This window comes from Vibrio navarrensis, from assembly GCF_015767675.1.
In the GTDB taxonomy this organism is placed as follows: domain Bacteria; phylum Pseudomonadota; class Gammaproteobacteria; order Enterobacterales; family Vibrionaceae; genus Vibrio.
The window spans coordinates 3,507,960-3,534,271 of record NZ_CP065217.1; the positions used below are offsets into that span (position 1 = coordinate 3,507,960).

At 49.6% G+C, this 26,312-nt stretch carries 28 protein-coding genes; 4 read left to right on the forward strand and 24 right to left on the reverse strand.

Annotation, left to right across the window (positions count from 1 at the left end):
- Position 1: 1 nt before the first annotated feature.
- Together ilvD and ilvA are read left to right on the forward strand one after the other, a co-directional pair.
- Positions 2 to 1,843, forward strand: a complete 1,842-nt coding sequence (gene ilvD, locus I3X05_RS16640; RefSeq protein ID WP_193167742.1) for a dihydroxy-acid dehydratase — start codon at positions 2 to 4, stop codon at positions 1,841 to 1,843.
- A gap of 3 nt (positions 1,844 to 1,846) precedes the next feature.
- Entirely contained in the window at positions 1,847 to 3,376 is a 1,530-nt protein-coding gene (gene ilvA, locus I3X05_RS16645; protein ID WP_337970872.1) for a threonine ammonia-lyase, biosynthetic, read from the forward strand.
- A gap of 19 nt (positions 3,377 to 3,395) precedes the next feature.
- Here ilvA and punR read toward each other — a convergent pair whose 3' ends face one another.
- Positions 3,396 to 4,316 (reverse strand): DNA-binding transcriptional activator PunR, encoded by a 921-nt coding sequence (gene punR, locus I3X05_RS16650; protein WP_337970873.1) that lies wholly within the window; start codon positions 4,314 to 4,316, stop codon positions 3,396 to 3,398.
- 153 nt (positions 4,317 to 4,469) lie between these two features.
- Between punR and punC the strand changes: the two genes are divergently transcribed.
- Positions 4,470 to 5,669 (forward strand): purine nucleoside transporter PunC, encoded by a 1,200-nt coding sequence (gene punC, locus I3X05_RS16655; protein WP_193187190.1) that lies wholly within the window; start codon positions 4,470 to 4,472, stop codon positions 5,667 to 5,669.
- Positions 5,670 to 5,722: 53 nt separating this feature from the next.
- On the opposite strand, the gene glmU is transcribed toward punC, so the two are convergent.
- The 23 genes from glmU to I3X05_RS16770 all read right to left on the reverse strand — a co-directional run bounded on the left by glmU (position 5,723) and on the right by I3X05_RS16770 (position 25,992).
- Positions 5,723 to 7,084 (reverse strand): bifunctional UDP-N-acetylglucosamine diphosphorylase/glucosamine-1-phosphate N-acetyltransferase GlmU, encoded by a 1,362-nt coding sequence (gene glmU / locus I3X05_RS16660; RefSeq protein WP_045569054.1) that lies wholly within the window; start codon positions 7,082 to 7,084, stop codon positions 5,723 to 5,725.
- A 151-nt stretch (positions 7,085 to 7,235) separates the two neighbouring features.
- Positions 7,236 to 7,658 carry a F0F1 ATP synthase subunit epsilon gene (locus tag I3X05_RS16665; protein WP_045569055.1) on the reverse strand — a complete coding sequence of 141 codons (423 nt, stop codon included), beginning with the start codon at positions 7,656 to 7,658 and terminating at the stop codon, positions 7,236 to 7,238.
- A gap of 18 nt (positions 7,659 to 7,676) precedes the next feature.
- Positions 7,677 to 9,080 carry a F0F1 ATP synthase subunit beta gene (atpD, locus tag I3X05_RS16670; RefSeq protein WP_045569056.1) on the reverse strand — a complete coding sequence of 468 codons (1,404 nt, stop codon included), beginning with the start codon at positions 9,078 to 9,080 and terminating at the stop codon, positions 7,677 to 7,679.
- Positions 9,081 to 9,115: 35 nt separating this feature from the next.
- Positions 9,116 to 9,982 carry a F0F1 ATP synthase subunit gamma gene (gene atpG, locus I3X05_RS16675; RefSeq protein ID WP_045569057.1) on the reverse strand — a complete coding sequence of 289 codons (867 nt, stop codon included), beginning with the start codon at positions 9,980 to 9,982 and terminating at the stop codon, positions 9,116 to 9,118.
- A gap of 43 nt (positions 9,983 to 10,025) precedes the next feature.
- Entirely contained in the window at positions 10,026 to 11,567 is a 1,542-nt protein-coding gene (gene atpA / locus I3X05_RS16680; protein WP_045569058.1) for a F0F1 ATP synthase subunit alpha, read from the reverse strand.
- Positions 11,568 to 11,580: 13 nt separating this feature from the next.
- Positions 11,581 to 12,114: a F0F1 ATP synthase subunit delta gene (gene atpH / locus I3X05_RS16685; protein WP_193167746.1), complete on the reverse strand. Its 534-nt coding sequence runs from the start codon at positions 12,112 to 12,114 to the stop codon at positions 11,581 to 11,583.
- Between the two features lie 14 nt (positions 12,115 to 12,128).
- The gene (gene atpF, locus I3X05_RS16690; protein WP_045569060.1) at positions 12,129 to 12,599 is read right to left on the reverse strand and encodes a F0F1 ATP synthase subunit B; all 471 of its coding nucleotides are present in this window, start codon (positions 12,597 to 12,599) and stop codon (positions 12,129 to 12,131) included.
- 70 nt (positions 12,600 to 12,669) lie between these two features.
- Positions 12,670 to 12,927, reverse strand: a complete 258-nt coding sequence (atpE, locus tag I3X05_RS16695; protein ID WP_011079050.1) for a F0F1 ATP synthase subunit C — start codon at positions 12,925 to 12,927, stop codon at positions 12,670 to 12,672.
- 52 nt (positions 12,928 to 12,979) lie between these two features.
- Positions 12,980 to 13,792: a F0F1 ATP synthase subunit A gene (atpB, locus tag I3X05_RS16700; RefSeq protein WP_039440860.1), complete on the reverse strand. Its 813-nt coding sequence runs from the start codon at positions 13,790 to 13,792 to the stop codon at positions 12,980 to 12,982.
- A gap of 8 nt (positions 13,793 to 13,800) precedes the next feature.
- Positions 13,801 to 14,190 carry a F0F1 ATP synthase subunit I gene (locus I3X05_RS16705; RefSeq protein ID WP_039422368.1) on the reverse strand — a complete coding sequence of 130 codons (390 nt, stop codon included), beginning with the start codon at positions 14,188 to 14,190 and terminating at the stop codon, positions 13,801 to 13,803.
- Positions 14,191 to 14,380: 190 nt separating this feature from the next.
- A complete protein-coding gene (locus I3X05_RS16710; RefSeq protein ID WP_045569061.1) occupies positions 14,381 to 15,262 on the reverse strand; it encodes a ParB/RepB/Spo0J family partition protein in 882 nt (293 codons plus the stop codon).
- 24 nt (positions 15,263 to 15,286) lie between these two features.
- Positions 15,287 to 16,060, reverse strand: a complete 774-nt coding sequence (locus I3X05_RS16715; RefSeq protein ID WP_039422363.1) for a ParA family protein — start codon at positions 16,058 to 16,060, stop codon at positions 15,287 to 15,289.
- 13 nt (positions 16,061 to 16,073) lie between these two features.
- The gene (gene rsmG, locus I3X05_RS16720) at positions 16,074 to 16,706 is read right to left on the reverse strand and encodes a 16S rRNA (guanine(527)-N(7))-methyltransferase RsmG (RefSeq protein WP_039440857.1); all 633 of its coding nucleotides are present in this window, start codon (positions 16,704 to 16,706) and stop codon (positions 16,074 to 16,076) included.
- Positions 16,703 to 18,601, reverse strand: coding sequence for a tRNA uridine-5-carboxymethylaminomethyl(34) synthesis enzyme MnmG (gene mnmG, locus I3X05_RS16725; protein ID WP_045569062.1), 1,899 nt, complete (start codon positions 18,599 to 18,601; stop codon positions 16,703 to 16,705). Before mnmG ends, rsmG begins: the two co-directional genes overlap by 4 nt.
- A 469-nt stretch (positions 18,602 to 19,070) precedes the next feature.
- Complete coding sequence (gene mioC / locus I3X05_RS16730; protein WP_045569063.1) at positions 19,071 to 19,508, reverse strand: FMN-binding protein MioC; 438 nt, start codon at positions 19,506 to 19,508, stop codon at positions 19,071 to 19,073.
- Positions 19,509 to 19,675: 167 nt separating this feature from the next.
- Positions 19,676 to 21,037, reverse strand: a complete 1,362-nt coding sequence (gene mnmE, locus I3X05_RS16735) for a tRNA uridine-5-carboxymethylaminomethyl(34) synthesis GTPase MnmE (RefSeq protein ID WP_045569064.1) — start codon at positions 21,035 to 21,037, stop codon at positions 19,676 to 19,678.
- A gap of 114 nt (positions 21,038 to 21,151) precedes the next feature.
- Complete coding sequence (gene yidC, locus I3X05_RS16740) at positions 21,152 to 22,771, reverse strand: membrane protein insertase YidC (RefSeq protein WP_193187184.1); 1,620 nt, start codon at positions 22,769 to 22,771, stop codon at positions 21,152 to 21,154.
- Positions 22,772 to 22,773: 2 nt separating this feature from the next.
- On the reverse strand, positions 22,774 to 23,031 hold the full coding sequence (gene yidD, locus I3X05_RS16745) for a membrane protein insertion efficiency factor YidD (RefSeq protein ID WP_081947004.1): 258 nt from the start codon (positions 23,029 to 23,031) through the stop codon (positions 22,774 to 22,776).
- Positions 22,998 to 23,321 (reverse strand): ribonuclease P protein component, encoded by a 324-nt coding sequence (gene rnpA / locus I3X05_RS16750; protein WP_039422349.1) that lies wholly within the window; start codon positions 23,319 to 23,321, stop codon positions 22,998 to 23,000. Before rnpA ends, yidD begins: the two co-directional genes overlap by 34 nt.
- 46 nt (positions 23,322 to 23,367) lie before the next feature.
- A complete protein-coding gene (rpmH, locus tag I3X05_RS16755; RefSeq protein WP_011079039.1) occupies positions 23,368 to 23,508 on the reverse strand; it encodes a 50S ribosomal protein L34 in 141 nt (46 codons plus the stop codon).
- Positions 23,509 to 23,750: 242 nt separating this feature from the next.
- The gene (locus tag I3X05_RS16760; protein WP_045569066.1) at positions 23,751 to 24,488 is read right to left on the reverse strand and encodes an amino acid ABC transporter ATP-binding protein; all 738 of its coding nucleotides are present in this window, start codon (positions 24,486 to 24,488) and stop codon (positions 23,751 to 23,753) included.
- Positions 24,485 to 25,156, reverse strand: a complete 672-nt coding sequence (locus I3X05_RS16765; RefSeq protein ID WP_039422334.1) for an amino acid ABC transporter permease — start codon at positions 25,154 to 25,156, stop codon at positions 24,485 to 24,487. The genes I3X05_RS16760 and I3X05_RS16765 overlap by 4 nt, the downstream gene beginning before the upstream one ends.
- A gap of 83 nt (positions 25,157 to 25,239) precedes the next feature.
- The gene (locus I3X05_RS16770; protein WP_337970874.1) at positions 25,240 to 25,992 is read right to left on the reverse strand and encodes an amino acid ABC transporter substrate-binding protein; all 753 of its coding nucleotides are present in this window, start codon (positions 25,990 to 25,992) and stop codon (positions 25,240 to 25,242) included.
- Between the two features lie 119 nt (positions 25,993 to 26,111).
- Between I3X05_RS16770 and I3X05_RS16775 the strand changes: the two genes are divergently transcribed.
- Entirely contained in the window at positions 26,112 to 26,267 is a 156-nt protein-coding gene (locus I3X05_RS16775) for a hypothetical protein (protein ID WP_171816684.1), read from the forward strand.
- Positions 26,268 to 26,312: the final 45 nt, after the last annotated feature.

Genomic DNA, 26,312 nt, shown 5'->3' on the forward strand with positions numbered 1-26,312 from the left:
AATGCCTAAATACAGATCAGCCACCACCACTCATGGTCGCAACATGGCCGGTGCACGCGCACTCTGGCGTGCCACAGGCGTAAAAGATGAAGACTTCGGTAAACCGATTATTGCCGTAGTCAACTCCTTCACCCAGTTCGTACCGGGCCACGTACACCTAAAAGACCTTGGCCAACTGGTAGCAAGAGAAATTGAAGCGGCAGGCGGCATCGCCAAAGAATTCAACACCATAGCCGTGGATGATGGTATTGCCATGGGTCACGGCGGCATGCTCTACTCGCTGCCTTCTCGTGAACTGATTGCCGACTCGGTGGAGTATATGGTCAACGCGCACTGTGCTGATGCCATGGTGTGTATCTCCAACTGTGACAAAATCACCCCGGGAATGCTGATGGCCTCAATGCGCCTTAATATCCCGGTGATCTTTGTCTCTGGCGGGCCAATGGAAGCGGGTAAAACCAAGCTTTCGGATCAGATCATCAAGCTGGATCTGGTCGATGCCATGATCCAAGGCGCGGATCCTAAAGTCTCAGATGAGCAGAGCGAACAGATCGAGCGCAGTGCTTGCCCTACCTGTGGATCCTGCTCAGGCATGTTCACCGCCAACTCGATGAACTGCCTCACCGAAGCGCTGGGCCTTTCTCAGCCAGGTAATGGCTCCTTGCTCGCAACGCATGCTGACCGTAAAGAGCTGTTTTTAAGTGCTGGTCGTCGCATCGTTGAACTGACCAAGCGTTACTACGAACAAGATGACGAAAGCGCACTGCCACGCAACATTGCAACCAAAGCCGCATTTGAAAACGCTATGGCGCTAGACATCGCCATGGGCGGTTCCACCAACACGGTTCTGCATCTATTGGCAGCCGCCCAAGAAGGCGAAGTCGATTTTGACATGACCGACATCGATCGCATGTCACGCATGGTGCCTCACTTGTGTAAAGTTGCGCCATCCACGCAGAAATACCACATGGAAGATGTGCACCGCGCAGGTGGCGTGGTCGGTATTTTGGGTGAACTTGACCGCGCAGGTTTGCTGCACAATCAATCCAAAACCGTACTTGGCCTGACTTGGCAAGAGCAGCTTGCCCAATACGACATCATGCTCACCGATTCGGAAGAGGTGAAACGCTTCTACCGCGCAGGCCCTGCGGGCATTCGCACCACTCAAGCGTTCTCGCAAGATTGCCGCTGGGATACCTTGGATGACGATCGCGCGCAAGGCTGTATTCGCACCAAAGAAAACGCCTTTAGCCAAGATGGCGGCCTCGCCGTCCTCAAAGGCAACATTGCGCTGGATGGCTGTATCGTTAAGACCGCAGGCGTGGATGAAAGCATTCTTAAATTCACAGGTCCTGCGGTGGTTTTTGAAAGCCAAGAAGACGCGGTGGAAGGTATCTTGGGTGGCAAAGTTAAAGCAGGCGATGTGGTGGTGATTCGCTACGAAGGCCCGAAAGGTGGCCCAGGCATGCAAGAGATGCTCTACCCAACCACCTATCTGAAATCGATGGGCCTTGGCAAAGCGTGTGCGCTACTGACTGACGGACGTTTCTCTGGCGGCACGTCTGGCCTTTCTATCGGCCACGCCTCACCAGAAGCGGCCAACGGCGGCGCGATTGGTTTGGTCAAACAGGGCGACTTGATTGCCATCGACATTCCAAATCGTACTATTTCTCTTGAAGTCTCCGATGAAGAGATGGCGGCGCGGCGCGCTGAGCAAGATGCGCTCGGCTGGAAACCGGTTTCTCGTCAGCGCGAAGTGTCGTTTGCTCTCAAAGCCTATGCCAGCATGGCGACCAGCGCGGACAAAGGGGCAGTACGAGATAAGTCTAAGCTTGAGGACTAAGCGATGACCTTAACCAAACACACTGGCGCAGATTATCTGCGCCATATATTGCGCGCTCCCGTGTATGAAGTGGCGACCGTCACCCCACTGCAAGAGATGCCGCGTTTATCGGCACGTATTGGTAACAATGTGCAGATCAAACGTGAAGACCGCCAGCCGGTGCACTCGTTTAAATTGCGCGGTGCTTACAACATGGTAGCCAATCTTTCGCAAGCGCAGAAGGATGCGGGGGTGATTGCCGCCTCAGCGGGCAACCATGCGCAAGGCATGGCACTCTCTGGTACCCGTCTTGGCATTGAAACCACCATTGTGATGCCGCGTACCACGCCGGATATCAAAGTCGACGCGGTGCGCGGTTTTGGCGGCAAGGTGGTGCTGCATGGCAGCAACTTCGATGAAGCCAAAGCCGAAGCAGAACGTCTTTCACAAGAAAAAGGCTACACCTTTGTTCCCCCCTTCGATCATCCTTTGGTAATTGCCGGGCAAGGCACCATCGGCATGGAAATGCTGCAGCAAAACGGCCACCTCGACCACATTTTCGTCCCTGTTGGGGGCGGCGGTTTAGCCGCAGGTGTGGCAGTGTTGGTCAAGCAACTGATGCCGGAAATCAAAGTCATTGCAGTCGAGCCCGAAGATTCCGCTTGCCTCAAAGCCGCGCTGGATGCCGGTGAGCCCGTGGTGCTGGATCAAGTCAGCATGTTTGCTGATGGTGTGGCAGTCAAACGCATTGGCGATGAAACTTTCCGTCTATGCCAGCACTACATCGACGATCACATCACCGTTTCCAGTGATGAGATCTGCTCTGCGGTCAAAGATATTTTTGAAGACACTCGCGCCATCGCCGAGCCTTCCGGTGCCTTGGCGCTGGCGGGGCTGAAAAAGTACGCCGAGAAGCACAAGCTCAAAGGGTGCAATCTAGGTACGGTGCTTTCAGGGGCCAACACCAACTTCCACGGTTTGCGTTATGTCTCTGAGCGTTGTGAGCTGGGTGAGAAGCGCGAAGGCTTGCTGGCGGTGACCATTCCAGAGCGCAAAGGGGCGTTTTTTGAGTTCTGCAATTTGATTGGTGGACGTGCGGTAACGGAGTTTAATTACCGTTACAACGACGACTCTCTGGCCAATATTTTTGTCGGCGTTCGCCTGCAAAACGGCCAAGAGGAACTCGATGGCATCATTCGCGACTTGCGCGAGGGTGGCTACCCAGTGGTCGACCTTTCTGAGGATGAAATGGCCAAGCTGCACGTACGCTACATGATTGGTGGCAAACCCTCCAAACCACTCAAAGAGCGCTTATACAGCTTTGAATTTCCAGAATACCCAGGGGCGCTGCTGAAATTCCTCAGCACGCTGGGCACACACTGGAACATTAGCCTGTTTAACTACCGCAACCACGGGGCCGATTATGGCCGCGTACTGTGTGGTTTTGAGCTTGATGAGCGTGATTTATCCCGCTTTTCGGCCCATTTACGCGAACTTGGCTACCAATGCAAAGATGTCACGGATAACCCATCCTACCGTTTCTTTCTTTCATAACGCTGTTAAAAACGCCCTGTTATACAGGGCGTTTTGTTTCGCTCAGCAACCAATCTTGATGCAGTTGATGTGAGTTCCCCAAGTAATCGACCATCCACTGAATCAACTTGTGATTGTCATCTTTACGCCACACCAAACAACAGTGACTCAGTGGCTTATCATCTGGCAGTATTTTTTCCACCAGCACACCGTCGTTAATCAGCGGCATAGCAATATGACGCGGCATATACCCCACCCCAACGCCATTTTTTAAACACTCGATGGCACTGTACCAGTTGGGCAACAACAAACGACGCTGCTGCGGATAATGGCCAGTATGGCGCTTAGGCAACACACTCGAGGTATCATCCAAACAGATCGCGGGAAACTGACTGACAAACGCTTCTGTCAGCACTTGCTGACGCACGCAAGGATGGGCCGGAGACATGACAAATGCCCAATCGAGACGGCCCATATCACGCACTTCAAAATCACCGCCGACTGGAATGGCCGAGGTAGCGCCGATGACGATATCCGCGCGCCCTTGGGCAATCGCCTCCCAAGAGCCGTTGAACACTTCCATGTTGATTTGCAGCTCCGCAAAATCAAACTCTCGATAGAAATCCTCAACTAAAGGCTTGAGCTTGTCGAGCTTGACCACGTTATCCAATGTTAACTTGAGCGTGGATTGCCAACCTTGCGCCGCGCGCCGCGTCTGCGATTTCACCTCTTCCATCTGCCTTAGCAACATTCGCGCTTCCGCGATGAACAGCTCACCTGCAGGGGTCAGTTCTACTTTTCTCGGTAAACGGCGAAACAGCAGCACCCCCAGCTCTTGCTCCACTTGGCGAACACCATAACTGATGGCCGAAGGCACTTTGTGCAGTACCTCAGCCGCAGCGGTAAAACTGCCTAGGCGAGCCACGACGTCTAACATCTCGAGCGATTGTTTAGAAAACACCCCGAATACCTTTCAAAAAATTTGATTAACAACCAAGAATTTTAGCGTTTTATTTTTTCAAAAGCGAAAAATAGAATAATAGAGCATATAAATCAGGGTTGGCGCCAACTGATCACAAAACTTTTCTAGTGAAAAAAATTGAATGGAATAACTATGAACATTTCAAAAATGCAGCTTGTGTATCTTGCAGCCCTTTCGATGCTCGGCTTTGTCGCCACCGACATGTATCTCCCCGCGTTTAAAGCGATGGAAATCGACTTTATGACCGGACCAGAACAGATCGCGCTCTCTTTGACGGTCTTTTTGGTCGGCATGGCGGTCGGCCAACTGCTTTGGGGCCTTGCCTCTGATAAGTTTGGTCACCGTAATACCTTGGCAGCTGGCCTTGCTCTGTTTACGCTTGCCTCATTTGGTTTGGCGTTTAGCGATCAAGTTTGGCAACTGCTGAGCTTGCGATTTGTGCAAGCAATCGGCGTGTGCGCTCCTGCCGTTATCTGGCAAGCGATGGTCATCAAACGTTACTCCAGCAGCAGCCAACAAATTTTTGCCACCATTATGCCGCTGGTGGCGCTTTCTCCCGCTCTGGCGCCTCAGCTCGGTGTGGTGTTAGCCGATAACTTTGGCTGGCACAGTATTTTTGTCGCGTTAACTTTGTTGGGCTTAGTTTTAGTGGCCGCGACCATGGCTCAACCGAGTGTCGCCAATGAGCCAAAGCAAAGCAGCGTGAAATCGGATATCAATCATCTGCTCAGCTCAAAAACCTACTTAGGTAACGTAATGATGTTCGCCACCGCGTCTGCGGCTTTCTTTGCTTACCTCACCGGTATGCCAGAGATCATGGCTCAGCTCGGTTATGATGCCAAAGACATCGGCATGAGCTTTGTACCGCAAACCATCGCGTTTATGGTTGGGGGATACTTAGGTAAAGTCGGCGTGCGCAAATTCGGCGATGAAAAAGTACTGCGTCAACTACTTGGTCTGTTTAGCGTTGCTGCACTGCTGATTTTCATCGCATCACAATGGCAGTTAACCTCTATTTGGCCAATCTTAGCGCCATTCTGTTTGATTGCCGTGGCCAATGGTGCGCTCTATCCTATCGTGGTCAACCGTGCACTTGCCAGTGCTAAGCAAAGCCCGGCGACCGCGGCGGGTTTGCAAAACAGCTTGCAAATCACCGTCAGTAGCTTGTCGAGTGCCTTGGTTGCAGCGCTTGCCAGCCAAGCGCAAGCGGTTACCGGTATCGCGATCATTCTCTGTATGGGTGGGTTATGGGTGGGTTATGTGATATCCAATCGTGAACTGTCAAAACATTTCACCACGCCTGACAACGCACGCGTAGTCAGCGACGAATAATCCCTTTTGCAAATGCAAGAAAATCGCCGCTCTATTGAGCGGCGATACTTTTGTTATTTCTGCTTTACAGGACGCTGCCAGCCAGCAATTTTACGTTCTTTAACGCGAGTAATCACTAACTCACCTTCAGCAACATCTTTGGTTAACGTGGTACCAGCGCCAATGGTTGCGCCATCGGCAATCGTCACTGGAGCCACCAGTTGGCTATCTGAGCCAACAAACACGTCATTACCAATGATGGTTTTAAACTTGTTCGCGCCATCGTAGTTACAGGTGATGGTTCCCGCGCCAATGTTAGTACGCTGGCCAATTTCTGCATCGCCAAGATAGGTTAGATGGTTCGCTTTCGATCCTTCACCAATACGCGCATTTTTTACTTCAACGAAGTTACCCACATGCGAGTCATTGCGCATTTCCGCGCCAGGGCGAAGACGGGTAAACGGACCCACGGTGCACTGCTCACCAACGGTAGCACCTTCAATCACACTGTACGGACGAATGATGGTGTTGTCGTCGATTTCACAATCTTTCAGTACGCAACCCGCGCCGATCACCACGTTATCACCTAAAGAGACGTTACCTTCAATGATCACGTTCACATCGATCTCACAGTCCATACCGCATTGCAGCTCACCACGCAGATCAAAACGCGCAGGATCACGCAACATCACACCTTGCTCAAGCAGTTTTTTCGCTTGCATGGATTGGAAAGCACGCTCTAGGCGAGCCAGTTGAATGCGGTCATTCACGCCTTCCACTTCAATCGGATTGACCGGATGCACCGCTTCCACCGCATTGCCTTCGTCGTGCGCCGCCGCAATCACATCGGTCAGATAGTATTCACCTTGAGCGTTGTTGCAATTGAGTCCTGATAACCAACGTTTCAAGTCACTTCCTGTCGCAACCATCACCCCTGTGTTGATCTCTTTGATCAGTTTCTGCTCTTCATTGGCATCTTTCTGCTCAACGATCGCCACAACAGGACCATTTTTACGCACAATACGGCCATAACCGGTTGGGTTATCCAGCACTACAGTTAAAAGAGCAATACCGCCTTTGGGCTGTGCATCCAACAAGCTTTCAATCGTTTCGGAAGAGATGAGCGGTACATCGCCGTACAGAACCAAGATTTTTTCGTCATCTTGGAACTGCGCTGACGCTTGATCGACCGCATGCCCCGTCCCTAGCTGCTCAGCCTGTAATACCCAATTAACTGACTCATCAGCCAGTGCCGCTTGCATTTGATCGCCGCCATGGCCGTACACCAAATGAATATTTTGCGCGCCAAGACCAGTGCAAGTGTCTATCACATGTTTGACCATCGGTTTACCCGCTAACGAGTGCAATACCTTGGGCATATTGGAATACATACGGGTACCTTTACCCGCCGCGAGAATTACCGCACTAAATTTCATTGTTCTAACCTATGACGTTGACAAAAATATTGGCGCTTATTTTACCCAGCTAATTGATATTAGTTAACTTGATGATAAAAATTTCTGATAAAAAATAAGCAAAAAGGCGGTCAATATGACCGCCTTTATCACTACTAAAACACCGCTAAAATTAACGACGTTTCTTTGTCAGCTCGATTACACGAAGCTGAGCAATGGCTTTAGCCAGTTCACTGGCCGCTTGTGCGAAGTCCATATCGCCATGCTGGCTGAGAATATTCTCTTTAGCACGACGTTTCGCTTCTTCTGCCTTCGCTGCGTCTAGCTCTTCACCACGAATCGCTGTATCAGCCAGCACGGTTGCCGTGCCAGGCTGAACTTCAACGATACCACCAGAGACATAAATGAACTCTTCGTGGCCGTGTTGCTTCACAATACGCACCATACCAGGCTTGATAGCGGTCAGCAGCGGTGTGTGGCCATGGAAAATACCCAGCTCACCTTCGCTACCGGTCACCTGAAAGGTTTCAACACGACCAGAGAAGATTTTCTTCTCCGCGCTCACCACATCCAGATGAAAGGTTATTGCTGCCATATCGCCTCCTAGTTAGCCTTATAGCTTCTTCGCATTCTCGATAGCATCGTCAATCGTACCGCAGTACATAAACGCTTGCTCTGGAATGTCATCGTATTCACCAGCTAGCAGACCTTTGAAGCCACGTAGAGTCTCTTTTAGAGATACGTAAACACCTGGGTCACCTGTAAATACTTCCGCTACGTGGTAAGGCTGAGTTAAGAAACGCTCAATCTTACGAGCACGTGCAACCACTTGCTTGTCCGATTCAGACAGTTCATCCATACCTAGGATTGCGATGATGTCTTTCAGCTCTTTGTAGCGCTGAAGTGTCTGTTGAACACCACGCGCTGTGTCGTAGTGGTCTTGACCAACAACCAGTGGATCTAGCTGACGAGACGTCGAATCTAGTGGGTCGATCGCTGGGTACAGACCCATTGCTGCGATGTTACGGTTAAGTACAACCGTTGCATCTAAGTGCGCGAACGTGGTTGCTGGAGACGGGTCAGTCAAGTCATCCGCAGGTACATATACCGCCTGTACAGAGGTGATAGAACCTTGTTTGGTTGACGTGATACGCTCCTGCAGTACGCCCATCTCTTCTGCTAGCGTTGGCTGGTAGCCTACCGCAGATGGCATACGACCTAGTAGTGCAGATACTTCTGTACCAGCTAGTGTGTAGCGGTAGATGTTGTCAACGAACAGTAGAACGTCACGACCTTCGTCACGGAAACGCTCTGCCATTGTCAAACCAGTCAGTGCAACGCGTAGACGGTTGCCCGGTGGCTCGTTCATCTGACCGTAAACCATCGCTACTTTCGATTCTTCTGGTTTCTCGATGTTTACAACGCCCGCTTCCTGCATTTCGTGGTAGAAGTCGTTACCCTCACGAGTACGCTCACCAACACCAGCAAATACAGACAGACCTGAGTGTTGCAGTGCGATGTTGTTGATAAGTTCCATCATGTTAACGGTCTTACCTACACCTGCACCACCGAATAGACCGATCTTACCACCCTTAGCGAATGGACAGATTAGGTCGATTACTTTAACGCCCGTTTCCAGCAGCTCAGTTGCGTTTGACTGCTCTTCGTAGCTAGGCGCTGGGCGGTGAATTGAGTACAGCTCTTCTGCACCGATTTCACCACGCTCGTCAATCGCATCACCAAGTACGTTCATGATACGACCTAGGGTCTTAGTACCTACTGGTACTGAAATTGGAGCACCAGTATTTACCACTTCTACTCCACGACGTAAACCATCAGAGCTACCCATCACGATACAACGAACTACGCCACCGCCTAGCTGTTGCTGAACTTCAAGAACGAGACGCTCTTTTGAGTCCTTAACGTTAAGAGCATCATATACGCTTGGTACTGCGCTCTGTGGGAACTCTACGTCGACTACCGCACCGATGATCTGTACGATCTTACCTGTAGCCATCGTTAATCCTCTAAACTGTTTCGTTTAACCTAAGCTTAAACCGCCGCTGCACCACCAACGATTTCCGACAGTTCTTGTGTGATCGCCGCCTGACGGGCTTTGTTGTACACAAGTTCTAAATCTTCAATCAGGTTAGTCGCGTTATCGGTTGCAGCCTTCATCGCAATCATTCGAGCCGCTTGCTCACAAGCAAGGTTCTCAACCACACCTTGGTAAACCTGAGACTCTACGTAACGCACCAACAGGGCATCAAGCAGAGGTTTTGGTTCAGGCTCATAGATGTAGTCCCATGAGTGCTGACGCTGCATCTCTTCACTGTTCGATTTAGGCAAAGGTAGCAATTGATCGATCGTTGGTTGCTGAACCATGGTGTTAACGAATTTGTTCGATACCACAAACAAACGGTCCAGTTCACCTTCATCATATTTCTTCAACATGACACTGACTGAGCCGATCAAGTCTTCAAGGCTCGGGCTATCGCCCAAACCAGATACCTGAGCCGCTACTTTAGCGCCGCTGTTCTTAAAGAAAGCCGTTGCTTTCGAACCAACCAGAGCCAGTTCGACGTCAGCGCCTTTCTCTTTCCACGCTTGCATGTCTGTGAGGGATTTTTTGAACACGTTGATGTTCAAGCCGCCACACAGACCGCGGTCGGTGGAAACGATGATGTAACCAACACGCTTGGCTTCACGCTCTTCTAGATACGGATGACGATATTCTAGACTCGCGTTTGCCACATGACCGATCACTTTACGCATTGTTTCCGCGTATGGACGAGAAGCTTCCATGGCGTCTTGAGAACGACGCATTTTTGAAGCTGCTACCATTTCCATCGCTTTCGTAATCTTCTGAGTGCTTTTAACACTACCGATTTTACTACGTATCTCTTTTGCGCCGGCCATCGTTACTCTCCATTAGTTGGTGGCAGCCACTGCCACCGACTTATTACCAAGTTTGGGTTGCTTTAAAATCGTCAACCAGTTTCTTGAACTGAGCTTCGATTTCATCGTTGTAAGCACCCGTCTTGTCGATCTGCGCTGCTAGTTCAGCGTATTGACCGCGAGCATACGATAGTAGAGCCGCTTCGAAATCCAGCACTTTATTCAGTGCTACATCACTTAGATAGCCGCGCTCTGCCGCAAAGATAGTTAACGCTTGGTCAAAAACTGACATCGGAGCATATTGCTTCTGCTTCATCAGTTCAGTGACTTTTTGACCGTGGTTCAACTGTCTCTTAGTCGCTTCATCAAGATCCGAAGAGAACTGAGCGAACGCCGCCAATTCACGGTAAGCCGCTAGCGCGGTACGGATACCACCTGATAGCTTCTTGATGATTTTCGTCTGAGCAGAACCACCTACACGAGATACTGAAATACCTGGGTCAACCGCTGGGCGGACACCCGCGTTGAACAGTTCAGTTTGCAGGAAGATCTGACCGTCAGTAATCGAGATTACGTTAGTCGGTACGAATGCAGAAACGTCACCAGCTTGAGTTTCGATGATAGGAAGAGCAGTCAGAGAACCGGTCTTACCTTTCACTTCACCCTTAGTAAAACGCTCTACGTAGTCTGCGTTTACACGAGCAGCACGCTCTAGTAGACGAGAGTGGAGATAGAATACGTCACCTGGGAATGCTTCACGGCCTGGTGGGCGCTTCAGAAGTAGAGAGATCTGACGGTAAGCAACAGCTTGCTTAGAAAGATCATCATAAACAATCAACGCATCTTCACCACGATCACGGAAGTATTCACCCATTGCACAACCTGCATATGGCGCCAGGTATTGCAGTGCAGCAGATTCAGACGCTGAAGCCACCACAACAATGGTGTTTTTCAGAGCACCGTGCTCTTCCAGTTTACGTACTACGTTAGCGATAGTAGAAGCTTTCTGACCAATCGCGACGTAGATAGAGAAGATACCAGAGTTTTTCTGGTTGATGATTGCATCGATCGCCATGGCTGTTTTACCAGTTTGACGGTCACCGATGATAAGTTCACGCTGACCACGACCGATTGGGATCATGGAGTCAACTGACTTATAACCAGTTTGTACAGGTTGATCAACCGATTGACGGTCGATTACACCCGGTGCAATCACTTCAACAGGAGAAGTCAATTTGGCTTCAATTGGACCTTTACCGTCAATAGGCTCACCCAGTGTGTTCACTACGCGACCAAGCAGTTCAGGACCCACTGGCACTTCAAGAATGCGGCCAGTACCTGTTACTTTCATGCCTTCCTTAAGGTCAGCATAGGGGCCCATGACTACCGCACCAACCGAGTCACGCTCAAGGTTAAGTGCTAGTGCATAACGGCCACCCGGTAATTCAATCATTTCACCTTGCATCACGTCCGCTAGGCCGTGAATGCGAATAATACCATCGCTTACCGATACGATAGTACCTTCATTACGAGCTTCACTAACAACGTTGAATGATTCAATACGCTGCTTGATTAGATCGCTGATTTCCGTGGAATTAAGTTGCATGCTCCAATCCCCATTAAGACTGCAATGCATCGCTCAGGCGGTTCAAACGACCACGTGCTGAGTTGTCGATGACTAAGTCTCCGGCTCGAATAATCACCCCACCAAGTAGGGCCTCATCTATACTGCAATTCAGCTTCACTTTGCGTTCAAGACGCAGCTCAAGTTTGCTGCTGATATTTGCAATTTGTTCATCAGAAAGTTCTGTTGCAGAAATCACGTCTACATCAATCTCTTTCTCATGCTCTTTTTTCAGAGCAAAGAACTGCTTACAAACATCAGGAAGGGCCTTTAACCGACCATTCTCAGCCATCACCTTCAGAAGGTTATGACCATATTCATCCACTTGTTCGCCGCAAATCGCTACAAATAGCTCCGTCAGCTTTTCGGCTGACATTGAACCAGTTAACAGTTCACTAATTTGTTCGTTCTTGGCAACTTCCGCAGCGAAAGACAACATTTGACCCCATTGGTCCAGTTGGCCTTTTTCTACGGCAAAGTCGAATGCTGCTTTAGCATAGGGGCGTGCGATTGTAGTCAAATCAGACATAAGCGCCCCCAAACTTAAAGTTTTGCAGTAATGTTATCGAGAATATCTTTGTGCGCATCTTTATCGATGGAACGCTCAAGGATTTTCTCTGCACCAGCGACAGCCAGAGTTGCAACTTGTTTGCGCAGTTCATCGCGGGCACGGTTACGCTCTGCGTCGATTTCTGCTTCCGCTTGCGCAAGGATCTTACGGCGTTCAGCCTGTGCATCCTCGCGAGCTTCATCAATAATCTGCGCTTTACGTTTGTTGGCCTGATCGATGATCTCAGTTGCTGTGCGCTTTGCTTCTTTCATTTGAGAAGAAGCATTAGCTTGCGCTAGATCCAAGTCTTTCGCAGCACGTTCCGCTGCTTGCAGACCGTCAGCAATTTTCTTCTGACGCTCTTCAATCGCTTGCATGATTGGTGGCCATACGTATTTCATACAGAACCACACAAAGAGTGCAAACGAGAATGCTTGACCTAGCAGAGTTGCGTTAATATTCACAACAGCTACCCCTCTATTCGAGTTAGTGTTAATCAAAGACAAGCTGACGCTTGTCGTTCAAAACCGATGATTAACCAGCTAGTTGACCTACGAATGGGTTTGCGAACGTGAATAGAAGTGCGATTACGATACCGATCATTGGAACCGCATCAAGTAGGCCTGCGATGATGAACATCTTAACTTGAAGCATAGGCGCCATTTCTGGTTGACGAGCAGCACCTTCTAGGAATTTACCACCTAGAACAGCGAAGCCTACCGCAGTGCCTAAAGCACACAGGCCAACGATGATTGCTACTGCGATTGCAGAAAAGCTTAGTACAGTTTCCATTACTATCTCCAATTATAGCGATTAACTAAAAGTCTAATAAGAATAAACAAAATTAATGATCACTGTCTTCGTGGGCCATTGACATATAAACAATCGTTAACATCATGAACACGAATGACTGAATCAGGATTACCAGAATATGGAAGATCGCCCATGGTAGTGAGCCCATCCATTGTAGATACCATGGTAGCATTGCCGCACAAAGAATGAATACAACCTCACCCGCGAACATGTTACCAAACAGACGCATGCCAAGAGAGAGAGGTTTCGCCAGTAGCGATACCACTTCAATCAGTAGGTTGAATGGGATCATTGTCCAGTGGTTAAATGGATGCAAAGCCAGTTCTTTGGCAAACCCGCCCAGACCTTTCACTTTGATGCTGTAGTAAATCATCAGAGCAAAAACGCCTAGTGCCATAGCCATGGTGATATTCACATCAGCCGACGGAACCACTTTCAAATAAGGGATACCGAGCCAATGCTCTGCCGGGTATGGTAGGAAGTCGATAGGCACAAGGTCCATCAAGTTCATTAAAAATACCCAACAAAAGATAGTCAGTGCTAGAGGTGCAATCAGCGGGTTGCGTCCATGGAATGTGTCTTTGACGTTTGTGGCGACAAATTCTACAACCATTTCTACAGCACACTGAAGCTTACCTGGTACACCGGCTGTTGTTTTGCGCGCCACAGAGTAAAAAATTCCGAGGAAAATTAGACCTGTAAACCACGAAAAAAACAGACTATCGATATGTACGTTCCAGAAACTCGTCTCTTCCGCCACCAGCCCCAACTTGTAAGTTGAAAGGTTGGTAAGGTGGTGAGTGATGTAACCGGAAGCTGTTAGCGCTTCACCTGGCGCAGCCATAACTCATCCTATTTTTTGTTGTTAATGAATAGCGCTGGCGCAAAGATATTAATACCGAGAACCAGCAAATAGGTTAGTTTCAGGGGAACAAGTTCCACCTGCATATACATGTAGGCCACAGAAAATAGCGCTACTGTAATGAGGATCTTCAGCGCTTCACCTGTGTAAAAGGAAATGGCAACGTATTTCGCCGCCCTAGCCCCCACAAACAGGAACGCACAAACAGAAAACACCGCATTAGCCGCAACAAAAATGCTACCGCCTATTAGCGATGAAAACCCCCATTCAGCATTAACAGCCACCGCCATCCCTGCTGCCAGCAAAATAACCGCGCCAGCCTCGATCAATAACAATTGCTTTGCAAGCTCTCGTCCTGGCCTAGCTAACGCAGCTACCATGTATTCGTACCTCTAGTAACTCCCATATCACCTTGTCTTTTTAGGGGTGAGGGAAATTGGCGAAAATTATACGGTGAGTCCAACCGATTGCAATTAAAACGCAGCAAAAACTTACAGTTTTGTTTACAAACCGACAACTTTCGTACAAAAAATGATTTTTTGCATAATTGACCTAAATCAATTATCTCATTTAGCTTTCTAGCTTGGCAATTAGTTGCTCTAATTTGTGAGGCTCATCAAGACTAATTGTCAATTTTGCTTTGCCGTTCATGGATCTCACAATAGAAACCTTAGCACCCAACAGTCGACTCAATTTTTGTGACATTTGTTGTGTTTCTTCATCCTTTGATGGCAATTCTTGCTCAACCTTAGGTGTTAAACACTTTTTCACTAATTGCTCGGTCTGGCGTACGGTCAACAGCTTGCTCGCAACTTGCTGAGCCACTTCAACTTGCTGCTCACCTTCCAAGGCCAACAAGGCTCTGGCATGGCCCATCTCCAGCAGCTTCTGCGAGACAAATTGTTTCACTTCAGGCTCAAGGCTATTCAATCGGAGCAGATTACTCACCGTGGTTCGCGATTTACCAATCACATCCGCCACTTGCTGGTGTGTCAGTGCAAACTCATCTTGTAGCCGTTCTAATGCTTGAGCTTCTTCGATCGCATTGAGATCTTCACGCTGAATATTCTCTATCAATGCCATGGCGATCGCCGCGCGATCTTCGACATTTTTCACCAGACAAGGCACGCGTTTTAGCCCAGCCTGCTTAGCCGCACGCCAACGGCGCTCACCTGCAATAATTTCGAAATGGCCATCATTGAGCGCACGCACCACAATCGGCTGAATAATGCCTTGCGATTGAATGGAGGCTGCCAGTTCCTCCAACGCTTGTGGAGACATCTCTTTACGTGGCTGGTAAATCCCGGGTTGCAGGTGACCAACAGCAATATCGGTCAATTCACCTTCGGCCGACAAACTTTGGCTGTGGGTGGCGATTTGTTGTTTTTCACGAGCTAACGAACTGGTGGACAGCAGAGCATCCAGTCCTTTTCCTAGACCACGCTTAGTCATGGGGACGAATTCCTTCGGTTAAGGTTAAACTGGGATTTCTTCTCGACGCAGCATTTCGCCAGCGAGCGCAAGATACGCTTTTGAGCCTGCTGAGTGTTTGTCGTAGTACATTGCCGGTTTCCCGTGGCTTGGCGCTTCAGCCAGGCGCACATTACGTGGGATCACCGTGCGATATACCTTACTACCGAAATGCTTTTTCAGTTGATCGGATACTTCATTGGAAAGGCGGTTGCGCGGGTCGTACATGGTACGCAGTAACCCCTCAATTTTGAGGTTCTCATTCACCACCGCAGCCAACTTACTAATGGTATCCATAAGCGCAGTTAAACCTTCTAATGCAAAATATTCACATTGCATTGGCACTAAAACGGAATCCGCCGCAGCCATGGCATTGATTGTAAGAAGGTTTAAAGAAGGAGGACAATCAATAAAGATGAAATCATAGTTATCACGAACTGCGGCTAAGGCGTTCTTTAAACGCACTTCGCGAGCAAACACTTCCATCAGTTTTATTTCAGCGGCAGTAACATCACCGTTGGCCGCAATCAGGTCATATTTACCAGTGGTAGTGGTACAGACCACCTGATCAAACGGAGTATCTTCCACCAACAGTTCGTAGGCGGTGGCATCCACCATGTACTTGTCGACGCCACTGGCCATCGTAGCGTTTCCTTGCGGATCAAGGTCGATAACCAGAACTTTGCGTTTGGTGGCAGCCATGGAGGCCGCTAAATTCACACAGGTAGTCGTTTTTCCGACTCCGCCTTTCTGATTGGCAATGGCTACGATTTTACCCACGATGACCTCGCTATTATTCCTTGCGCGATAAGATTACAAGATGGCGATCACCTTCTAACTCGGGAACTGTCAAAGATATGATCTCTGTCACGCAGCACCAGTCAGGAAGCTGATCAATTTCATCTTTCGGGTGTTGTCCCTTCAATGCGAGGAAAACACCGTGATCGGTTTTCGGCAGATGATGACACCACTCCACCATATCTGTCATTGAAGCAAATGCACGACTTAGAACACCATCAAAATTTTCGTCTGGTTGAAACGCTTCGACGCGACTTTGAACCGGGGTCACATTATGAATACCAAGTTCATGCACCACTTGCTTCAAAAAGCGGATACGTTTGCCAAGGCTATCAAGCAAAAAGAAGCTTTTGTCGGGATTCATGATGGCCAGAGGTATCCCGGGCAACCCTGGCCCGGTACCGACATCAATAAAACGTTCGCCACGCAGATGAGGTGACACCACGATGCTATCAAGAATATGTTTCACTAGCATCTCAAGCGGATCGCGCACAGAGGTTAAGTTGTAAGCTTTGTTCCATTTATGGAGCAACTCAACGTAACCGACCAGTTGCTGACGCTGTTTATCCGACACCTCTAACGACGTTTGGGCGATCAAGGCATCAAGCTTGGCGCGCAGTGCACTCATAGTTGCTCTTCTCCCACTTTCAACATGCCGATCTTCTTCAAATGCACCAGCAAAATTGAAATCGCCGCAGGAGTGATACCCGAAATACGCGAGGCGATGCCAATGGTTTCAGGCTTAGCATTATTGAGCTTGAGCACCACTTCGTTTGACAGCCCTTTGACTTCTTTGTAATCCAAATCGCTTGGCAACTTGGTGTGCTCGTAGCGCAATGATTTTTCTACTTCATCCTGCTGACGCTGAATGTAGCCTTCGTATTTCACTTGGATTTCAACCTGTTCTGCCGCTTCACGGTCATCCATGGCAGGGGCAAACGCAGGTAAGGAAGTCAGCAGGTCGTAGCTCATTTCTGGGCGACGTAGCAGATCTTCACCGCTCGCTTCACGCGACATGGGCGTCTTGAGCAATGCATTGAGCTGATCCACGCCTGACGAGTTCGGATTCATCCACGTCTCTTTGAGGCGCTGACGCTCAAGCTGCATGTTTTCCATTTTCTGGTTAAAACGCGCCCAGCGCGCATCGCTAATCAGGCCAAGTTCACGCGCTTTCTCGGTCAAACGCAGGTCTGCATTGTCTTCACGCAGCAGCAGACGGTATTCGGCTCGAGAGGTAAACATGCGGTAGGGCTCTTTGGTGCCCATGGTCGAGAGATCGTCGATGAGCACCCCCATGTAGGCTTGATCGCGACGTGGGCTCCAGCCCTCTTTCTCTTGGCTAAATAGGCTAGCATTGAGGCCAGCCATCAAACCTTGCGCCGCCGCTTCTTCGTAGCCAGTGGTGCCGTTGATCTGGCCAGCAAAGAACAAGCCTTGAATAAATTTTGTTTCGTAAGTCTGTTTGAGGTCTCGCGGATCAAAGAAATCGTATTCGATCGCGTAGCCCGGACGAACGATTTGGGCGTTCTCAAACCCTTTCATCGAGCGGACAATTTGTACTTGAACATCAAACGGCAGACTGGTCGAGATGCCATTTGGATACAGTTCCGTGGTGGTTAGTCCTTCAGGCTCGATAAAAATCTGATGGCTGTTCTTGTCAGCAAAACGCATCACCTTATCTTCGATCGACGGGCAGTAACGAGGCCCGATCCCTTCAATCACGCCAGCGTACATTGGGCTACGATCAAGGTTATTACGGATCACATCATGCGTCTGTTCGTTAGTGTGGGTAATAAAACACGGGATCTGACGTGGGTGCTGCGTGCGATTGCCCATGAAAGAGAACACGGGCGTCGGGTTGTCGCCATGTTGCACTTCAAGCTGTGAAAAATCGACACTGCGCGCATCGATGCGTGGTGGAGTGCCAGTTTTTAGACGATCGACACGGAAAGGCAGCTCGCGTAAACGATCCGCCAAGGCGATCGACGGTGGATCTCCAGCTCGGCCACCCGAGAAATTCTCAAGACCAATGTGGATCTTACCCCCGAGGAAGGTGCCGACGGTCAATACCACTGCTTTAGCGCGGAATTTGAGCCCCATCTGGGTAACCACACCGCAGACACGATCGTTTTCCACCATCAGATCATCGGCAGCTTGTTGGAACAGGGTCAGATTAGGCGTGTTTTCCAATGCATGACGCACATAGGCTTTGTATAAAGCACGGTCCGCTTGTGCACGCGTTGCTCGTACAGCCGGCCCTTTTGAGGCATTTAGGGTGCGAAATTGAATACCTGCGTGATCAATAGCCTCAGCCATCAAACCGCCCATCGCATCCACTTCTTTCACCAGATGACCTTTACCGATACCCCCAATAGCAGGGTTACAAGACATCTGCCCCAAAGTATCAATATTGTGAGTCAGCAACAGGGTTTTCTGCCCTGTGCGAGCTGATGTGAGTGCGGCTTCCGTTCCTGCGTGTCCGCCACCGACAACAATGACGTCAAAGTTTTCGTGATAAAGCATGAACCGACCTCAGGTATTCAAAAGATTCAATCGAGAAAATAAAAGAGCGGTATTCTACCTTCTTTATCAGTGAGTGAAAATTGTTTTCTCTCTTAGCGCGGATCAAAGTGAAGACTAAATATATATAAAGATCTTTATATAGGATCTTTTACTGGATCTATTATTAGGATCCTACCTACCTGTGGATAAGCGGGAAATGATCAATAAGATCATGGATCTTTTTTAGATCATATCGTGTGATCATGATTTGATCAGCATGAGGATTAGCTGGGATCAAAATCGATAGTTATACACAGCCCATCGCGAGTGGATAAGTTGTTATTGGGATAACTATAGGAAGATCACTGGATTTGTCTATGTTTATCCACAGGTGGTTTGTATGAGAAATAAGCAGTTTAAATGGCAGGGGATGGCTCGTGGATAAAACGCCTGCCGTTACAGCAGGCGAGAAAGAACTGGGTGAGATGGTTTAACTCAACAGAGGCAAGTGACTTTTCAGCCAGTTTTCCGCAGCGTCTTCTGGAACGGTATGTTCTAGCACATCAATAGTGAGGCATTCAGTAATTGGGGTTGCCCCAATGTCTTGCAGCAGATGATGGGCGTGTTGGCCGGCGGCGCAGAAGGTGTCGTAACTCGAATCACCAATCGCGATCACCGCGTAGCGCACCTCACTCATTTTGGGAGGCGTATTCTGCAGAGCGGCAATAAAGGGTTGGATATTGTCTGGGTATTCGCCCGCACCATGGGTGGAGGTGATGATCAACCAAATGCCTTGATTGGCGATCTCGTTTAACTCAGGTTGGTTGTGGATGGTGGTTTCCAATCCTTCGGCATTGAGGAGATCACTTAAGTGATCTCCAACATATTCGGCCCCACCTAAGGTGCTGCCTGTAATAATGTGGATCATAGATCTTCCTTTAAACGGTTTGCATTCGTTATCGAGTCTATGATGCGCGATTTCCTCCAAGAGAGGAAGTGTCGGCTTTAAAAAGGCAGCCGCGTCAATGAGATGGTTTATGCCAGTGTTTACAGGTATTGAAAAAGCAGCCCGGAGGCTGCTTTGCAACAAGTCGATTATTTGCCAATACAAAACGAGGAGAAGATTCGGCCGAGCAAATCGTCAGAGCTGAACTCACCGGTAATCTCGTTTAAATGCTGCTGAGCGATGCGTAGCTCTTCCGCGAGGATTTCCCCGGCCATGTAGCCTTCAAGCTGCTCTTGGCCGATTTGCAGGTGCTCTGCGGCGCGTTGCAACGCATCGAGGTGGCGGCGGCGGGCCATAAAGCCCCCTTCGCTCTGGCCAGAAAAGCCCATGCACTCTTTCAAGTGCTTTCTCAGCGCATCAACCCCTTGACCTGTTTTGGCAGAAAGGCGGATCAAGGTCGGGTTACTAACATGGCAGATCCCAAGTTCTTCTTGGGTTTGATCGGCTTTATTACGGATCACCGTGATGCCGATGCTGCTGGGCAGGCGGTCAACAAAATCGGGCCAGATTTCTTGAGGATCAGTCGCTTCGGTGGTGGTGCCATCGACCATAAACAGCACGCGATCAGCTTGACGAATTTCATCCCACGCACGTTCAATACCTATTTTCTCCACTTCGTCAGATGCATCACGCAGGCCCGCGGTATCGATGATGTGCAGTGGCATGCCATCGATGTGGATGTGCTCACGCAACACGTCACGGGTGGTGCCAGCAATGTCAGTGACAATCGCGGACTCTTTACCGGAAAGTGCGTTGAGCAGACTGGATTTTCCTGCGTTTGGTCGTCCGGCTATCACCACCTTCATCCCTTCGCGCATAATTGCACCTTGGTTAGCTTCTTGGCGCACCGCATCAAGGTTATCGATGATCCCTTGCAGGTCGGCTGCGACTTTGCCGTCCGCCAAAAAATCGATCTCTTCTTCAGGAAAATCAATCGCGGCCTCAACGTAGATACGCAGATGAATCAAGGATTCGACCAAGGTGTTGATGCGTTTGGAAAACTGACCTTGCAATGAATGGAGCGCCGATTTGGCCGCTTCTTCTGAGCTGGCGTCAATCAGATCGGCAATCGCTTCGGCTTGAGTGAGGTCCATTTTGTCGTTGAGAAAGGCGCGCTCAGAAAACTCTCCGGGTCTCGCTGGACGAAGCCCTTTGATGGTGAGAATGCGCTTAATCAGCATGTCCATCACGACCGGGCCGCCGTGGCCTTGAAACTCCACGACATCTTCGCCGGTAAACGAATGTGGGTTGGGGAAGTAGAGGACGATGCCCTGATCGAGCACGCTGCCATCTTGCGCGGTAAAAGGGAGGTACTCGGCGTAGCGCGGTTTGAGGGCCTTACCGGTCACTTCCAGCGCCACCTGAGCGGCTTTTGGCCCAGAGACGCGAATGATCCCGACACCGCCGCGACCCGGCGCAGTGGCTTGGGCAACAATCGTATCTGTTGTCATAAAGAAACCTATTTGTTTGTGGTCGCAGTGACCTGAAAAAGCAGTTAGCTGAATTGTAATCAGCGAAAAACAAAAAGGCGACCTTTTGGCCGCCTTTCCTTACTCTGAGTTCACTTACTTGGTGTGTAAGCCTTTTTTCTCCAGCGCTTTGTAAATCAAAGACTGTTGGATCAGAGTGACGATGTTCGATACCAGCCAGTACAAAACCAGACCTGACGGGAACCACAGGAAGAAGAAGGTGAACATTACAGGCATGAAGGTCATGATCTTCTGCTGCATTGGGTCTGTGACTGTGGTTGGGCTCATTTTTTGGATCATGAACATTGAAGCACCCATCAGCAGTGGCAGGATGTAGTACGGGTCCTGCGCAGACAGGTCTGTGATCCAACCAAAGAAAGGTGAGTGGCGCAGTTCAACCGATTCCATCAGCGACCAGTACAGAGCAATAAAGATTGGCATCTGCAGTACTAGTGGTAGACAGCCACCCAGTGGGTTCACTTTCTCTTTCTTGTACAGCTCCATCATCTCTTGGCTCATGCGTTGGCGGTCATCGCCGATACGCTCACGCATTGCTTGCAGTTTAGGTTGCAGCATGCGCATTTTCGCCATTGAGGTGTATTGCGCTTTGGTCAGCGGGTACATGGCGCCACGGACAATGAAGGTCAAGCAGATGATGGCCACACCCCAGTTGCTGACAAAGCTTTGAATAAACGACAGCAGCATGTGCAGTGGCTTGGCGATAAACCATAGCCAGCCATAGTCTACAACCAGATCAAGGTTTGGCGCGGTGGCAGCCATCTGATCTTGCAGTTTAGGGCCAGTCCATAAGGTGGCGCTGAAATGCGCTTTTTCGCCGTTGGCAATGGTTTTGTTTGGCATACGTACGCCAATGTCGCCCATGTTGCCAATCACGCGAGTGTAAAGGTTAGTGCCTGGTTCGTTACGAGGGATCCACGCGGCAGCAAAGTAGTGCTGGATCATCGCCGCCCAGCCTTCGCCATTTGGCAGGTTAACAGACAGGTTGCGATCTTGCATGTCGTCGAAGCTGTACTTCTTGTAGCGAGTCTCTTCGCTTGAGTAGGCACCGCCACGGTAAGTTGGCATGGTAATGCTGCCGCCCGCGTCCATCAGATTTTGACGCAAATGCGCGTACATACCGAAAGTGGCGTTGTTGCCAGAGTTGTTCACCACGTCAAACTCAACGTCCACCGCGTAGCTGTTGCGTTTTAGCACGAACGTTTTGGTGTATTGCATACCATTGGCTTCATAGCTCATTGGAATGCGTAGCTCGTCTTGACCGTCAGCCAGCGCAAAGCTCTCCGCACTGACTTGATATTGAGGACGGTTGCTGCTGCTCAAATCGATCCCTTGTGGGCCGACTAAGCCGCTTTGAGCGATAAATTGATGACCTTGAATGTCCTTCAACAGCACAAAGGCGTCAGGAGAATTCTGCTCAGCCGCATACTGGTTCAGTTCTGCGGTTACCACATCACCACCCACTGTGTCGATTGACAGAGTCAGGACATCCGTCGTCACTGTGATGAGTTTGGCCGATGCCTGTTGAGCCGGAGACGGGTCCAGTTCATCAGCAAAAGATGGTGCAGGTAGCGCACTGCTTGATTGAGCCTGAGTAGCCGCTTGTGGTGCTGGATTCTTTGCTACTTGCCACTGTTGGAACAGCAGGAAAGAAACCAATGCCAGAGCGATTAACAGGATATTGCGTTGAGAATCCATCGTTATTTATCTCTGTCTTGTTTTTGGACTGGTGGAACGGGGTCATACCCCCCTTCGTTCAAAGGGTGGCATTTTAATAGACGTTTGCCTGATAACCAACATCCTTTTACCAAACCGTGAGCTTTCAACGCTTCTATCGCATAGGTTGAACAGGTTGGAGTAAAACGACAGCGTGGTCCGAGAAGAGGACTGATGAGACCTTGATAAAGACGGACGAGTCCGATCGCTAACCACGTGAAGGGCGAGACAGGCGATGCCATAGCTTATCAAACAACTTAAACAGTTCTTCATTGCTCAAATCTTGCGCGCTTTTCTTGGCAATCACAACAAAATCTTTATTGGGAAGCTGATGTTGTGTGTTACGAAAACTTTCACGAGCGATGCGTTTGAAGCGGTTGCGACCAACGGCAGTTTTAATTTGCTTTTTGGGAACAGCCAAGCCTAAACGAGGATGAGAAAGGTTATTATCGCGAGCAATGATAGTGAAATGAGGAGAGCCAGCCCGGTGAGCTTGCTGAAAGACGTTTTGATAATGCTCGGGAGTTAACAAACGTAACTCCCGATTGAACGCGTACGTATTCAAAATAAGCTAGTGATTATTTTGACAGGCGCGCACGGCCTTTCGCACGACGTGCATTGATTACTTTACGACCGTTCTTAGTCGCCATGCGAGCACGGAAGCCGTGAGTACGCTTGCGCTTCAGAACTGAAGGTTGAAAAGTGCGTTTAGTAGCCATTGTAATTACCTTACTGATCAGTAGTTTTAGGTTCTTGTTAAACCCGGCGTGGGCATTGTGCTTTCTTTATATAAAGAAGCTCTTTATTAAAGAAGAATAACCGACGCCTCTCAACAAAGAGGCGGAATTGTAATCACAGTCACACAAAGTGTCAATCTTTGCAGGGCTGTAAAAAAATCCGCCGGGGGATTATACGGAGTGTGAGTAAAATCTCAAGGATCTCGCGATCTTTGTCGGGATCTTTACCGCTCTCCAACTTGGCGAAGGAATTTTTGCAGTCGAGGATCTTGTGGATTATCGAAGATATCCTGTGGAGATCCTTGTTCAACAATGTTTCCTTCGGCCATAAAGATCACTCGGTCGGCGACCTCTTTGGCAAATTGCATCTCATGCGTCACCACCAGCATGGTTTGATGTTGCGTGGCGAGTTTTTTCATCAGCGCCAGTACTTCGCCGACCCATTCTGGGTCGAGCGCTGAAGTCGGCTCATCGAAGAGCAGCAGTTCAGGTTGCTGTGCCATGGCGCGGCCAATGCCGACGCGTTGTTGCTGACCGCCGGAGAGCGCGGCTGGGTAGCTGTCACCTTTGTCGCCAAGGCCGATGTCGTCCAAAATTTGCTGCGCGCGCTTGAGGGCATCGGCTTTCTTCCAGCCACGTACCGTCACTAGGCCTTCGGCAATGTTTTGTCGCGCAGTCAGATGGGCAAACAGCGCGTAGTTTTGAAACACAAACCCCGTGCGGCGGCGCAGCGCTAATACTTCGGCTTTGCTGTGATTTTGCGTGTCGACACGGATGTCATCAATGGTAATGGTGCCTTGATCGGCTTGCTCAAGAAAGTTAACGCAGCGCAATAAGGTCGATTTCCCAGTGCCGCTTGAACCGATGATGACGATGATCTCGCCTTGCTCAATCTCAATGTCGATCCCTTTCAAGACTTCGCTGTCGCCGTAGCGTTTATGAATGTTGCTCAGTTTAATCATCGTACGTACGCCTTATTCAGTTTGGCTTCGGCCCAAGTTTGCACGCGGGTGAGAATCAACACCACGCCCCAATAAATCAGTGCCACCGCGAGGAAGGCCTCAAAAAAGCGGAAACTGGACGACGCTTCCATCTGCGCTTTGGCCATGATTTCGGCCACGCCTAAAGTAAACGCCAGCGAGGTGGATTTGATCATGTCGATAAAGTAATTCATCAAGGAAGGCAGGGCTACGCGGGTCGCTTGTGGCAGGATGACGCGGCGCATCGCTTGGCTGGTGGTCATGCCGACCGACAAGCTCGCTTCCATCTGGCTCCGGTCGATGCCGATGATGGCGGCGCGGATGCTTTCCGCCATGTATGCGGCGAAGTGCAGCGTTAAACCGATCACGGCGGCGGAAAAGGCATCGATGCCCACCAGCAGAGGAAAGACTTGCGGCAAACCGTAATAAAGCAGGAACAGTTGCACCAACAGTGGGGTGCCACGGAAAAAGCTGATGTACAGTTGGCTAAGCTGATCCAACACCGGAACACGGAAGACGCGCAGATTGGCCAGTACCACGGCAAGGATCAGAGAGAAGACTAATCCCCACGCGGCCATCTCCATCGTCGTACCGAGGTACTTGAGCAGGATCGGCAATAGCTCGAGCATATAGTTAAAATCAAATCCCATATCACTTACCTTTAAAGACGAGAAAAGGTGGAATACGCGCTTCCACCTTGAGTAAAAAACAGAGTTATCGAGTGTGCGTGCACTTACTTAGTGATATCAGCACCAAACCACTTCAGAGAAATTTTCTCTACCGTACCGTCGGCACGCATCGCCGCGAGAGCTTGGTTTACTTCGCCTTGCAGCTTGGCACCGCGCTCATTATTCACAAACGGCCACGCATTGGCGATGGTTTCAAACGGCTGACCTGCCAATTGTAGCGGAAGGCCAGTTTTTTTGATCAGTTCCAGCGCAGACAAACGGTCCATGACAAACGCATCGGCACGGCCGAGCGCCACATCATGCTCAATGCCCGTTTCGTAGGTTTTCACCTTGATTTTGCCATCTTTGTCATAGCTGCGCAGCAACTGCTCAAAATTCGATCCAAGGTTGACCGCGACGGTTTTGCCTGCGAGATCGCCAATGCCTTGAATGCTGTCGTTGCCTTTACGCACCGTGATTTGCGCGCCATCGATCACATACGGGTCAGCAAACAGGTATTTCGCCTTACGTGCTTCCGTGATGGTGATCTGGTTGGAGATGGTATCAATGCGTCCGGTCTCTAGCAAACCAAACAGACCTGAGAAGTTTGCCGTCACGTACTCGATTTGGTAGCCATTGCGTTTACCGATCTCATCCCACATGTCGACTTCAAACCCTTGCAGCTTATCTTTCTGTACAAAAGTAAATGGGAAATAACGGCCAGACATCCCCACTTTTACTACATCTTGCGCGAGAGCTTGGGTGGTCGCGGCAGACAGAGCAATGGCAGCAATACTTGCTTTAATCCAGTTTTTCATTTTGTGACTCCTCAGAATTATAGGACGTGATGTTAATGTGAATTGTCTCATTAGAATAAATAACAAGTTGTTATGATTCATAACCAGATGGTAGCGCGCTTGGGTGGTTCTGGGGATAAATGGCGAAGATCCTGGGAAAAGTGGATCCTTATGTGGGTAAAGCGCGGGCAAGGTGTGATGATCTCGCAAAATCTGTCGAAAATATTGTGAATAACTTGGATCTTATTCACTGGATCCTCGATCAATCGCTGGCGATCTCGGTTATCAACAGGTAAAATTGCCAATCTTTTCCGATCATTTCTTACATCCGTGGGGGCACC

Excerpts from the sequence above, each read along its gene's own strand:
- ilvD (WP_193167742.1), top strand. The coding sequence starts at position 2 with ATGCCTAAATACAGATCAGCCACCACCACTCATGGTCGCAACATGGCC.
- ilvA (WP_337970872.1), top strand. The coding sequence starts at position 1,847 with ATGACCTTAACCAAACACACTGGCGCAGATTATCTGCGCCATATATTG.
- punC (WP_193187190.1), top strand. The coding sequence starts at position 4,470 with ATGAACATTTCAAAAATGCAGCTTGTGTATCTTGCAGCCCTTTCGATG.
- glmU (WP_045569054.1), bottom strand. The coding sequence starts at position 7,084 with ATGAAATTTAGTGCGGTAATTCTCGCGGCGGGTAAAGGTACCCGTATG.
- I3X05_RS16665 (WP_045569055.1), bottom strand. The coding sequence starts at position 7,658 with ATGGCAGCAATAACCTTTCATCTGGATGTGGTGAGCGCGGAGAAGAAA.
- atpD (WP_045569056.1), bottom strand. The coding sequence starts at position 9,080 with ATGGCTACAGGTAAGATCGTACAGATCATCGGTGCGGTAGTCGACGTA.
- atpG (WP_045569057.1), bottom strand. The coding sequence starts at position 9,982 with ATGGCCGGCGCAAAAGAGATACGTAGTAAAATCGGTAGTGTTAAAAGC.
- atpA (WP_045569058.1), bottom strand. The coding sequence starts at position 11,567 with ATGCAACTTAATTCCACGGAAATCAGCGATCTAATCAAGCAGCGTATT.
- atpH (WP_193167746.1), bottom strand. The coding sequence starts at position 12,114 with ATGTCTGATTTGACTACAATCGCACGCCCCTATGCTAAAGCAGCATTC.
- atpE (WP_011079050.1), bottom strand. The coding sequence starts at position 12,927 with ATGGAAACTGTACTAAGCTTTTCTGCAATCGCAGTAGCAATCATCGTT.
- atpB (WP_039440860.1), bottom strand. The coding sequence starts at position 13,792 with ATGGCTGCGCCAGGTGAAGCGCTAACAGCTTCCGGTTACATCACTCAC.
- I3X05_RS16705 (WP_039422368.1), bottom strand. The coding sequence starts at position 14,190 with ATGGTAGCTGCGTTAGCTAGGCCAGGACGAGAGCTTGCAAAGCAATTG.
- I3X05_RS16710 (WP_045569061.1), bottom strand. The coding sequence starts at position 15,262 with ATGACTAAGCGTGGTCTAGGAAAAGGACTGGATGCTCTGCTGTCCACC.
- rsmG (WP_039440857.1), bottom strand. The coding sequence starts at position 16,706 with ATGAGTGCACTGCGCGCCAAGCTTGATGCCTTGATCGCCCAAACGTCG.
- mnmG (WP_045569062.1), bottom strand. The coding sequence starts at position 18,601 with ATGCTTTATCACGAAAACTTTGACGTCATTGTTGTCGGTGGCGGACAC.
- mioC (WP_045569063.1), bottom strand. The coding sequence starts at position 19,508 with ATGATCCACATTATTACAGGCAGCACCTTAGGTGGGGCCGAATATGTT.
- mnmE (WP_045569064.1), bottom strand. The coding sequence starts at position 21,037 with ATGACAACAGATACGATTGTTGCCCAAGCCACTGCGCCGGGTCGCGGC.
- yidC (WP_193187184.1), bottom strand. The coding sequence starts at position 22,771 with ATGGATTCTCAACGCAATATCCTGTTAATCGCTCTGGCATTGGTTTCT.
- yidD (WP_081947004.1), bottom strand. The coding sequence starts at position 23,031 with ATGGCATCGCCTGTCTCGCCCTTCACGTGGTTAGCGATCGGACTCGTC.
- rpmH (WP_011079039.1), bottom strand. The coding sequence starts at position 23,508 with ATGGCTACTAAACGCACTTTTCAACCTTCAGTTCTGAAGCGCAAGCGT.
- I3X05_RS16760 (WP_045569066.1), bottom strand. The coding sequence starts at position 24,488 with ATGATTAAACTGAGCAACATTCATAAACGCTACGGCGACAGCGAAGTC.
- I3X05_RS16765 (WP_039422334.1), bottom strand. The coding sequence starts at position 25,156 with ATGGGATTTGATTTTAACTATATGCTCGAGCTATTGCCGATCCTGCTC.
- I3X05_RS16770 (WP_337970874.1), bottom strand. The coding sequence starts at position 25,992 with ATGAAAAACTGGATTAAAGCAAGTATTGCTGCCATTGCTCTGTCTGCC.
- I3X05_RS16775 (WP_171816684.1), top strand. The coding sequence starts at position 26,112 with ATGGCGAAGATCCTGGGAAAAGTGGATCCTTATGTGGGTAAAGCGCGG.